The following is a 10,301-nucleotide window of genomic DNA, read 5'->3' on the forward strand; positions in this document are numbered from 1 at the left end:
GCAATGGTATGGAGCAGTGACGTTTGAAAGGAGCAGTTATGAAAAGGACATCAAAACGAGTGATCGCATTTTTTCTAATACTGGTTCTGATGCTGTCTCTCTGTGCCTGCGCGCAAAAACAGCAAGCGGGAACAGACGAACCAAATCGAAGCGCCGATGGTGAGACGCTGTCTGGTATGCCCGATCAAAAACTGCCGGAAAAGCTGCGCCCGGGGGCCGGGGGATCGGATATGCAGCCGACACCGACCGGATTCTCCGCGGAAGCGGAACAATCTCTTGTTTGGCTGCGGGAGAGAATGGCTTTTCCGCAGACCATGTTCGGCGCGGCCTTCCTGGGCTATACCGGAGAAGCGTCTGATGGAGATTGGCTGTCAGAAACAGACCAAGCGACGCTGCAGAAATACCCTTTTATTTCCGAAATCGATACGGGGCATACCATCGGGGACGATGATTATCTGTATTGTCTCGTGCCGCTTGATGAAAATGCCACGGTTTCCGTCAATCTCATGCGGTGGGATTCGAAATCAGATACTGAAGAGGTCATCGAGGTTCTCTACCGGTCTGAAGTTGGAGATCCGCTGCTGATCTTTGCAGCCGGCGGGGACGATGCATACGCATACCTGTCCTACATACAGGTTCAGATCGTAGACAACGCAGGCAACAGCTGCGTGTGGGAGCCGCAGCTCTATACATCAACGGGGCACATCGTGCCATGTTTCTCGGAAAACGGAGACTACCTCTCCTTCGACTTTACGGAATACGGCTGGCAGGGCGTTCCTTCCGAGCTTGCACCGTGGCTGGCAGACGGCTGGAGCGGCGTCTATGCCTCCGGGCTTGGCGGCAGCTGGACAACGCAGGCAGCGGCATGGGATACGGACCGTATCGCAAATTACTACCTGTGGTTCTTTCCCGAGGATGAGATGGGAGGAACGGTCGAACTGTATTGGGAATACGAGGGTGCCGATCCTTCTAAAACGACGTGGGAAGAGGTGTGGAGCGGTTTCTGGACGACCACATCCGTCATGGATGGGCCCAGTTATGTGACCGTCAGCCTGTCCCTTGTTGGCGGTGATAACTATGGCGTCACAGACGGCCCGTATTATATCTCGGAGACTTATCCGATTTTGATGAGTCCCAGCGGCGAGGAGATGGTGATCGGCGCTGGGGAGAACGAAGTCAGCCTGCCGTTTATGCCGAAGTACGACGCACAGCTGTGCGTCCTGACGCTGGACAGCTTGCTCACCGACCCGCTCGGCTGATCTTCTGCGGATTAGGGCCTGTTTCGGCATAGACCGTTACAGCGTCGGCATGGGAAGGAGGAATTTCAGATGCCAACACAGGTAACAAATTATCAATGCCCCAGCTGCACGGGACCGCTGCATTTCTCCGGTGCGTCCGGCCGGTTGGAGTGCGAATACTGCGGCGCCAGTTATGATGTGGCGGAGATCGAGGCGCTCTACGCAGAGAAAGAAAAAAAGGCGGCAGAAGCCCAGCAGGCGACGGAGGAAGGCGGCGCCGAGCAGGGCGCGCCAGCCGCGGATGGAGGCGCATGGGACACCTCTGACTTTTGCGAGGATTGGGGGGCTGAGGGCGACGGTATGCGGGCCTACGGCTGCCCCAGCTGCGGCGCGGAGCTCATCTGCGAGGAGAGCACGGCGGCGACCTCCTGCCCCTATTGCGGGAACCCCACCGTGGTGCCGGGCCAGTTCTCCGGGGCACTGCGGCCGGATTTCATCGTTCCGTTCAAGCTGAGCAAGGAGGATGCGGTAAAGGCCCTCAAGTCCCACTACAAAGGGAAGTTTTTCCTGCCGAAAAGCTTTACCGGTGAAAATCATGTGCAGGAGATCCGGGGGATCTATGTTCCCTTCTGGATGTTCGACGGCGAGGCGGAGGGCGACGCCCATTATGAGGCTGCCCGCTCCCGTACATACCGCTCCGGCGACTACGAGATCACGGAGACGAAACACTACGATGTCTACCGGGCCGGAACCGTCACCTTTGAGAAGGTGCCGGTGGACGCCTCCAGCAAGATGCCGGACGGCCACATGGACTCCATTGAACCCTATGACTACAAGGAGCTGAAGCCCTTTTCCACCGCGTATCTCCCCGGCTTCCTGGCCGATAAGTTCGATGTGACGGTGGAACAGAGCCGGCAGCGGGCGGATCAGCGCTGTGAGGGGACCCTTGCCTCCGCGCTGCGCGGCACAGTGAAGCGTTATGACCTCTGCGTTCTCAGAGAAAGCAGCGTTCACCTGCGCAGGGGCAAGGTGCATTACGCCCTGATGCCAGTCTGGATGCTGAATACCAAGTGGCATGGGAAGGACTTCCTCTTTGCCATGAATGGACAGACCGGAAAGCTGGTGGGCGACCTGCCGGTCAGCTGGGGGAAGTTCTGGGGGCTGTTTGCCGCCATCGCCGTCCCCCTGTCTGTGATCAGTTCGGCGCTGGTCCTATTGCCGTGAGAAAGGAGGCGGACCGGATATGAAGAAAGCATATACTGCTCTCGCGCTGGCGTTCCTGTTGGCGCTGTCCCTCTGCACTCCCGCAATGGCGGCAATGGAGTACGGCGTGATCTATGACGAAACGGAATCCTTGGGATCGCAGGAGCTGACCATGCAGGGAGAACAGACCCTCCCCCAGCTCTCCCAGGCGCTGGGCCTTGATCTGCGGGTGGATGTATTGACCCAAAACAGCTATGACGGACTTGGCGACGCCGCCACGGGGATCTATGAGGAATATGATTACGGCTATGGCGAGCACAAGGAGGGCGTTACGCTGACCATTCTGCTGGAACCGCAGGATGGGGATACCTACAGGATGGTTGACGAAAATGACTGGTGCGTCTACGCCAGACTGAGCGATGAGCGGGGCAGCGGCCAGGAATTGTCCGGCGCCGTCTACGATGCGGTACAGCCCTATATGGCGGCGCGGGCGTGGAACGGCGAGGACATGACCATGAGCGCCGTGGCGCTGACCCAAGCAGTGGACGCCATGGCGGAAACGGCGGAGGATTACATCCTCACAAATTGCCCGCCGGCCGGCTCCGGCGAGGATGTCGGCGTGGAAGAACCGGTGCAGGGCAGCGTCACGATGCGGTATGTATTTGATGCTGCAGACCTTCTTCCCTATGAGAAGTGGGAAAAGCTGGAGGCTCGGGCCGAAGCCATTTCCCAAAAGCAGGATTGCGGCGTTTATTTTGCTCTTGTGGATGATTACACGGAATACGGAAACGGCAGTGTCTATGAGGTCACCTATCAGCTCTACCACGGCAATGAGCTCGGTATGGGCAGCGGGCGGGATGGGATCATCGTGCTCCTGAGCATGGCCAAGCGGAACTATGCCATGTTCGTCTACGGCGAATACGCCGAGTATGCCTTTGATGAATATGGGCAGGAGAAGCTGGAAGAACGATTCCTTGGAGATTTTGGGGAAGACGACTGGTATGGCGGCATTTCCAATTACTTAGACGCCTGTGAGGAATATCTGACAAAGGCCGACGCCGGCAAGCCGGTGCGCCGTCCTTACTGGATCTGGTTCGTCATTTCAGCAGGATGCTCCTGTCTGGCCGCGGGGACGGTTTGCCTGTGGCTGCTGCGTAAGATGAAGTCCGTCCATCAAAAGGCGGAAGCCGATGCGTACCTCACCGCTGGCGGCTTACACCTAACAAAGCAGTACGACCGGTACACCCATACCACCGAAACACGCACCAAGATCCAGAAAGAGAGCTCGGGCGGCAGCGGCGGCAGCACCTACAGCGAAAGCGGGGGCGGCGGCAGCGGCCGCAGCGGGAAATTCTGAGAAGGAGGCCGGATGATGAAGAATTTGCTCCGGCGCCGCTTTCTCCCGGCGATTTTGTGCATGGCACTGGCCCTTGGCCTGTCCGCCTGCGGAGGAGAAGACACACCGCCCGTTGAAACGGACGGTGCGATAGGCACCCTTTCCGGCAGCAAGGGAGAAAAAGATTCCGGGGTGGGTGTGTTCTCCGGCAGCGGGGAAGAAATAGCGGAGGCGGAATTGGCGGAGGAGTCCCTGAACCTGTTGTATGACGTCATGGCATACGATGACCGGTACGCCGGCGCGGTCGCCTATCTGGGATACAGGAAGCAGGGGGACTCCACCCCGCTGTCGGACTGGCTGGTGGAGAATTGTGCCGGATTGGTCGAGGCGATGCCGTTTCTGCTGCATATACCGGCCGAACGTATCCTCGGCGCAGGTTGGGGTGATTTATTCTGCATCGTTCCCCGGGATGAGAATACCAGCCTTGCCGTGAACCATGTCACATGGGAATCTCTTGGTAACGGCGTTTGGCCTGTACCGGGTGAGGTGCTCTACCGGGAAGAGTGTGCCCAGCCTGTACTGATATTCGTAAATTATGAGCAATGGCGGGATGAACCGGACACGGAGATCGTCCTTGTGACAAACGATAGCGTGGAGATGAAGTGGCTCCCGCTGACCGATGAATACGGCATTCCCATCGTGCCCACCGGGGAGAACTACCTTCCCATGCTGATGGATTTCGGCATCTGGGGCTATGTGACCGGGTTGGACTACCCCGAGGACTGGGAGCCGTCCGGGGACGACTGGTGGCTGCCGCCCACAGACTGGGGGTTGGCTTACACAAATTGGACCTGCGAGCACTGGTACATGGAGTTCGGCTGGGGCGACAGCGACCCGGACTATTCCGGACGCATCGATCTCTACCATCAGCCGGAGGATGGGCAGGAGTATGCATACTCATATTCCGGCATCTGGCGTATGGAGGGCGACTGCCTGTATCTGGACCTCTCGGACGGCGCGGGCACCCGCATGAGCGGCAGCTTCCCGGTGCTGATCGACCCCTCCGGCGAATCTCTCCATATCCAGCAGGATCGTGAAACCGGTGTGTGTCCGCCCTTTTTTGGCGAGGGCATGACCTGTATGGATCTGATACGCGCCTATGGCTGAGAGAACATCAGGCGCACGAGTGTGGGACAGGCGTGAAAGGAGTATTTGTATGAGTATTTTTGACAGGCTAAAGCAGTCCGCCGTGGATGCCGCGGCGACGGCAGCCACAGCCATTGGAAACAAGCGGGAAACCTTTACCTTCGCGGCCCTCCCTGAGAGCCTTGCCCAGCTGCAGGCTCTCCCGGAGGCGGCCCTTGACACCCCCTTTCAGACGGCGGCGCTGACCGTGCTGGCCCTGTGCGCCTATGCCGCTGACCGGCAGATCGGCACGGATATGCTGAATTGGCTGCGGGGGCCCCGTCCTTTGAACGGACAGGAGATCTCCTTCTTAAACGACCGCTTCCGTGACGGAAAGACCTACCTTCCCTTCACCTACTTCGCCGGCTCTACCCCCGACAACAATTACACACCCGCCCAGCCCTATACCATCCGGGTGGAAAGCAACCATGTTTCCGGTGAGGAGCAGGGCTATATGAAACTGTTTATCCCCTGCGGCGGCGCGGACAGCCCTCGCCCCATCAAACTCCGACAGCGGGGCAGCGATGGGAAATGGTTCCTCTGGGAGCAATATCTGCTCACCGGTGTCCGCACCCCTAAGTCCGCCGACCCCTGGGCTTGAGTCAGGCGGCGCGGCTGTGGAGGCTCGGCTCATGGAAGCCGGAGCAGGCGGGAGCGATCAGAAAACCATCTGTATTTATCGGATTGGATAGAGGGTGCCGATCATGAAAACAGTGCTGTTTATATCATCCAATAAGGTGCTGGGACAGGGGTTGTCAGCGGCCATCCAGGCAAAGCCGGAGCTTGACTTCCTGTGGGCGGCCCAGCTCCATTATCCGCAGGCTGTGGTCGGCGTTGATATCTTTCATGCGGATGTGGTGATATTGGATATTGTGGATCAGGCGGATATGGATCAGGCGGTCGGGATCTGCCAACCTCTTCGGCAGGTTGAACAGGACCTCAAGATCCTGCTTCTGGTCAGACCGGAACAGTCCGCCGTATGCAGCCGTGTCATAGATGCAAAAAATGCCGGACTGATCGATGATTTCGTCTTTTATGATAGTTCTCTGGCGTATCTGCTGGCGAAATTGGCGGCGTTTTCATAGAATGATTGGATATCAATGAAGAAAAACCGACTGCAATTATCTAACTTGCAACTACGAATAAATGAGTGATTGCTATGCGGCATGAGTCAAAATGGATCTGCTGTCCTCAGTGCGGCAGCAAAACGAAAGTCAAAGTATATGAAGAAACGGTTTTAGTAAAATTCCCGCTATACTGTCCAAAATGTAAAAAGGAATTCATGGTCAATGTGGTAAAACTGAAGATGGTATTGAGCGACGAGCCGGATGCTTAAAGCACAGAGCCTGCTGATCCCCCTGCCGGGGAAAAGCAGGCTCTGTTTTTTTATATAGTCATCCAATCTCAATGGCGTCCTTTGTCCGGAGTGCGGCAATGACCGATTCCACCACCGGGATCAACGCTTCGGCCTCCTGCTCACTGCATTCCTCAATCATAAGCCGAAGTTGTTGTAGAGCGGGAGTTTCGCGCTGCTGCTCAGGCGCGCTGCTGCTCAGGGTTAAAAATGGTTCTGGCATCAATACGGAGGGCACGGATCAAAGGGTAGAGCACTTCCATCTTAGGATTTGCCTTGTAGTTCTCAATATTCATCACGGTTCGCACATCGATATCCGCCATGTCTGCTACCTGAAGCTGGGTCAGACCGCGCTGATAACGTGTGCTCTTCACCGCATTTCCCAATGGATAGGAGAAGTCATACATCGCAGTTCACCTCAAAGATATTCTACAATACATCTTTTTGCGGGTGAATGCGACACAATTCGCTTGTTAAGTGTATCGTGATACATGAACCAACAAACCTGAGATACATAAAACTGAATTATATTATCGGCAAGACAGTCGCATTTGCCGAAGAACAAAAATTTTAAGGGGGTGATGCTGGCTGTCTGTGTGCCGGCCGCGTAAGTGGACAAGGAGAAATGCAACATGGCAGATAACAGCTGCCGCATTAAGTTGTTCCATCTGGTTAAGCCGAGTCACACTGCTTTCAGGACAGCACGAGGAAGACTGTCAAGAAAAAAACGGGATACGCAAGCTGGGCATATAAGAAAGGAAGAAAAACCTCCGCCTGCTGCCCCTGTATCCCGCCCTGGACTTCTTAATGCAGATCAAGCACAGGTTGCCGATTCTCCATTTTTGCACGGGATCGGCAATTTATTTTTTAATGATAATCTTTCTGTTGGGTGCCGTGATCCTCCGAACTGAAATTCGGTCTCATCCAAATTTCAGAAAACGGAGGAAAGTGTTATGGGCTTCAACAGAGATAGCTATGCCGCTCGAATCGAGAATTTACGGAAAAGCCGAGGACTTACGCAGGAGCAGCTGGCAGAGAAAATGAACATCACCAGTACATACATCCTGAAAATTGAAAACGGAAAGCAGACCGGCTCAGTTGAACTGGCTGTGGAGCTTGCAGCATTCTTCGATGTCTCACTGGATTATCTTTTGTCGGGGAGAGAATTTAAAGCTATGGATCAGAAGCAGAACCTGCGAATGACCATTGCATTTTTGTCTGAATTGGAGGCAAAACTCTAAAACCTTCCATTTTGGGTAGGTAACCTTCCATTCTGTTTATGTAATTCTGAAACACACAGAGTTACAATCTTAGTGAGATCAGTAAATCTCACAGTACCGCTGGAACGCTAAAAATATCCGTATTGCCGTTGCAGGGGCGCAGCGCAGAAGCGGCGTGACGGTGACAGCGTTCAATCTGGCGGCGTGGTTGACCGCCAGAGGCGCGGAGGTCGCCTACATTGAGGTCAACACCAACCGGCACCTTCAGCTCCTGCTCAATGTTTATGAGGCGGCCTCCACCGGCGAGCATTATGCCATTGACGGGATCGACTGCTACCTGACCAATGAGCCGGATCGGGACTATCAGTTTACCGTCTAATGCCTTTTTATAAGTTGTGCCCTGGGTGTGGATATGTGGGTCGGTAAGCTGATTCTACGGCTAAAAGAGCAGTCGGAATATGGGATATAGAGCTGGTGGTGCTACCCTTTGAGGGCCACGACGCCAAATGGGATGAGCGGAGCAAACGCCGGATGGCTTTTCTCCTGCGGATGTGTTCCGACTGTGTAGTGGCAGGAAAAGAGGACTGCCGGGAGAGCTACATCAAGCGGAACTGCTATATGATAGATCATGCGAACTACTTAGTAGCGGTTTATGACAATGAGCGTAAGTTGAGGTCTGGTACAATGCAGACCGTGAGGTATGCAGAGAGATGTGGACTCACAATTGCTTTTATAAATCCCGACACTGCAATAGCAAAAAATAGCGTAATAATGTAACCTACTACCTGAAAACTGCTCATATTAAGAAATTGTCAGCATTTATCATCTACTGTAACCAGAAATTATATGATACAATCTTAAAGTGTAAAATTATGGTCTATGAAAATATAACTAACATCCACGGAGGCTGGCTATGAAAAGCGTTATAGATGAGAAAGCACGAATTATGGTGGTAGATGATGACAAAGAAATAAGAGAAGTTATTTCCGTTCTATTATCAAATGAAAATTTTGAGGTGGTTGAAGCTGCATCTGGCGAGGATGCGCTGAAATTATTGACCGCCAATGTAGATTTAATCATTCTTGATGTGATGATGCCGGGCATATCTGGGTATCGTGTGAGCAGAATAATTCGGGAATCGTCAAATGTGCCGATCCTATTTCTGACCGCAAGAACTCAAAGCTCTGACCTTGTGCTGGGGTATTCCTCCGGTGGAGACGACTATCTGGCCAAGCCGTTTTCCTATCCAGAGTTGATTGCACGGGTTAAAGGCCTGCTGCGGAGATATAAGGTCTACCAAGGCAAAAAAGTGCCAGCACCAGAATATATCGAATGGGGTGGTTTACGCATTGACTTCTGCCGCAATATGGCATGGAAGCAAGGAAAAGAGCTGGATCTGACCTCAACGGAATACCGTATATTGCGCTTGCTATTGGCTCACTCCGGCCAGATTTTCTCAGCGCAGAACATATATGAAAGTGTTTGGGAAGAACCTTTTCTATCCACCGACAGCAACTCCGTCATGGTCTTTATCCGCCGGTTGCGGGATAAAATTGAGGATGACCCCAGGCGCCCAATCCACCTTGTAACAGTGTGGGGAAAGGGGTATCGTATTGAATAACCTGATTAGATGTATCTCCCGACGATTAGGTATAAAACTGTTAACTGTGGCGGCTATTGCTTTTGCCTTTGCATGGCTGGGGAATTACTTAGTAGCCAATACAGTAGCCACATGGTTCTTCTATGACACCAGATTTGATGCCTATTGGGATAAACAAAGTGCGTCTGCTGTGGAAGATTTTCAGAAGTATGTAACAGAAAGAGGGCTTTCCATGCAAGAGGCTTTGACAGATACGAAGTGGAACAAAGAAAACTCTGATATTATTCTGTTTACAGGGCCAGCATTCCTTTATGAAGATGGGAAATCAGTTTTAGATGAGGAAGATGAATACGAACCAATCATCTGCTCAGACGGTTTCATTTATGCTACTTCATATTCTCCAGGAAATACCTACTTCTTCTGGTGGGATACCGCTGGTATGGTAATTGGGATTTTGCTGTTTTTGGGAATTGTCATTCCGTTTACAGTCTATACCATGCACCGCATTAAAAAGCTCTATCAGCAAGTCCTCCTGTCTGCTCAGTCGGGCAGAAACAGCCGGATTGAGGTCAGCGGTAGGGATGAAATCGCGGAGCTTGGAAATGAGATTGAATCTATGCGTATGTCCCTATTGGCTTTGTTGGAAAATGAGGAACGAATGAGGGAAGAAAGCGAACAGTTGGTTGCCTCCCTCTCACATGATATTCGAACACCTTTGACTAAGTTGACTGGGTATCTGGAGATATTGATACATAAAAAGGAATTGACAGAAACGCAGTATGAAATTTATCTGGAAAAGGCTTCTGAGAAAGCCCATCAGATGAAGATTTTGACGGACGAGTTATTTCATGAGTTTGTCACAGACCGCAGAAATGAACATGATTATCTTCAAGAAGTAATTGATGGCGGGCAATTTCTGAATCAACTGCTGTATGAGGAATGTAGCGAACTGGAGGAAGATGGATTTCTTGTGGGACAGCTTCCCATGTTTGGTTCGGGATGTTTTTGTTGCCTCCACATTGAGGACATCCGCAGGGCATTTGATAATATCTTCTCTAAGGAACCTCTGAATAAAAGCCTTTATCCTGTTTCTACTCAATGTATTAGCCGCCATTTGCGCTTGGTTAAGGTGATTTCAGTGCAAAATAGCCATTATTTATCTGCT

The 10,301-nt window shown here is 52.8% G+C and carries 14 protein-coding genes; 13 read left to right on the forward strand and 1 reads right to left on the reverse strand.

Features of this window, described 5'->3' with window-relative positions; genetic code table 11:
- The first annotated feature begins 38 nt into the window (after positions 1-38).
- The 7 genes from ACTNBK_RS12595 (at position 39) to ACTNBK_RS12625 (ending at position 6,298) form a co-directional block, all read left to right on the forward strand.
- Positions 39-1,259, forward strand: a complete 1,221-nt coding sequence (locus ACTNBK_RS12595) for a hypothetical protein (RefSeq protein ID WP_441146567.1) — start codon at positions 39-41, stop codon at positions 1,257-1,259.
- A 69-nt stretch (positions 1,260-1,328) separates the two neighbouring features.
- Positions 1,329-2,462: a hypothetical protein gene (locus ACTNBK_RS12600; RefSeq protein WP_441146569.1), complete on the forward strand. Its 1,134-nt coding sequence runs from the start codon at positions 1,329-1,331 to the stop codon at positions 2,460-2,462.
- A 19-nt stretch (positions 2,463-2,481) separates the two neighbouring features.
- Entirely contained in the window at positions 2,482-3,798 is a 1,317-nt protein-coding gene (locus tag ACTNBK_RS12605; RefSeq protein ID WP_441146571.1) for a TPM domain-containing protein, read from the forward strand.
- Positions 3,799-3,813: 15 nt separating this feature from the next.
- Positions 3,814-4,944 carry a hypothetical protein gene (locus ACTNBK_RS12610; protein ID WP_441146573.1) on the forward strand — a complete coding sequence of 377 codons (1,131 nt, stop codon included), beginning with the start codon at positions 3,814-3,816 and terminating at the stop codon, positions 4,942-4,944.
- Positions 4,945-4,993: 49 nt separating this feature from the next.
- Entirely contained in the window at positions 4,994-5,563 is a 570-nt protein-coding gene (locus ACTNBK_RS12615; protein ID WP_227152208.1) for a DUF6935 domain-containing protein, read from the forward strand.
- Between the two features lie 103 nt (positions 5,564-5,666).
- Positions 5,667-6,047, forward strand: coding sequence for a hypothetical protein (locus ACTNBK_RS12620; RefSeq protein WP_075705351.1), 381 nt, complete (start codon positions 5,667-5,669; stop codon positions 6,045-6,047).
- A gap of 74 nt (positions 6,048-6,121) precedes the next feature.
- Entirely contained in the window at positions 6,122-6,298 is a 177-nt protein-coding gene (locus tag ACTNBK_RS12625; RefSeq protein WP_116721489.1) for a cysteine-rich KTR domain-containing protein, read from the forward strand.
- Between the two features lie 200 nt (positions 6,299-6,498).
- On the opposite strand, the gene ACTNBK_RS12630 is transcribed toward ACTNBK_RS12625, so the two are convergent.
- Entirely contained in the window at positions 6,499-6,723 is a 225-nt protein-coding gene (locus ACTNBK_RS12630) for a helix-turn-helix transcriptional regulator (RefSeq protein WP_441146575.1), read from the reverse strand.
- Positions 6,724-6,948: 225 nt separating this feature from the next.
- On the opposite strand from ACTNBK_RS12630, the gene ACTNBK_RS12635 reads away from it, so the two are divergent.
- The 6 genes from ACTNBK_RS12635 to ACTNBK_RS12660 form a co-directional block, all read left to right on the forward strand.
- Positions 6,949-7,227 (forward strand): hypothetical protein, encoded by a 279-nt coding sequence (locus ACTNBK_RS12635; RefSeq protein WP_441146577.1) that lies wholly within the window; start codon positions 6,949-6,951, stop codon positions 7,225-7,227.
- Between the two features lie 42 nt (positions 7,228-7,269).
- A complete protein-coding gene (locus tag ACTNBK_RS12640; RefSeq protein WP_441146579.1) occupies positions 7,270-7,557 on the forward strand; it encodes a helix-turn-helix domain-containing protein in 288 nt (95 codons plus the stop codon).
- A gap of 160 nt (positions 7,558-7,717) precedes the next feature.
- Positions 7,718-7,915: a hypothetical protein gene (locus tag ACTNBK_RS12645; RefSeq protein ID WP_441146581.1), complete on the forward strand. Its 198-nt coding sequence runs from the start codon at positions 7,718-7,720 to the stop codon at positions 7,913-7,915.
- A gap of 152 nt (positions 7,916-8,067) precedes the next feature.
- Positions 8,068-8,313, forward strand: coding sequence for a hypothetical protein (locus ACTNBK_RS12650; protein ID WP_441146583.1), 246 nt, complete (start codon positions 8,068-8,070; stop codon positions 8,311-8,313).
- A 136-nt stretch (positions 8,314-8,449) separates the two neighbouring features.
- Positions 8,450-9,157 (forward strand): response regulator transcription factor, encoded by a 708-nt coding sequence (locus tag ACTNBK_RS12655; protein ID WP_441146585.1) that lies wholly within the window; start codon positions 8,450-8,452, stop codon positions 9,155-9,157.
- Positions 9,150-10,301, forward strand: a 1,152-nt coding sequence (locus ACTNBK_RS12660; protein ID WP_441146587.1) for a histidine kinase dimerization/phospho-acceptor domain-containing protein, incomplete at its 3' end; no start/stop codon positions are given. The genes ACTNBK_RS12655 and ACTNBK_RS12660, both read left to right, overlap by 8 nt.

The organism is Intestinimonas sp. HCP28S3_D6, from assembly GCF_052065695.1.
GTDB lineage: Bacteria > Bacillota > Clostridia > Oscillospirales > Oscillospiraceae > Intestinimonas.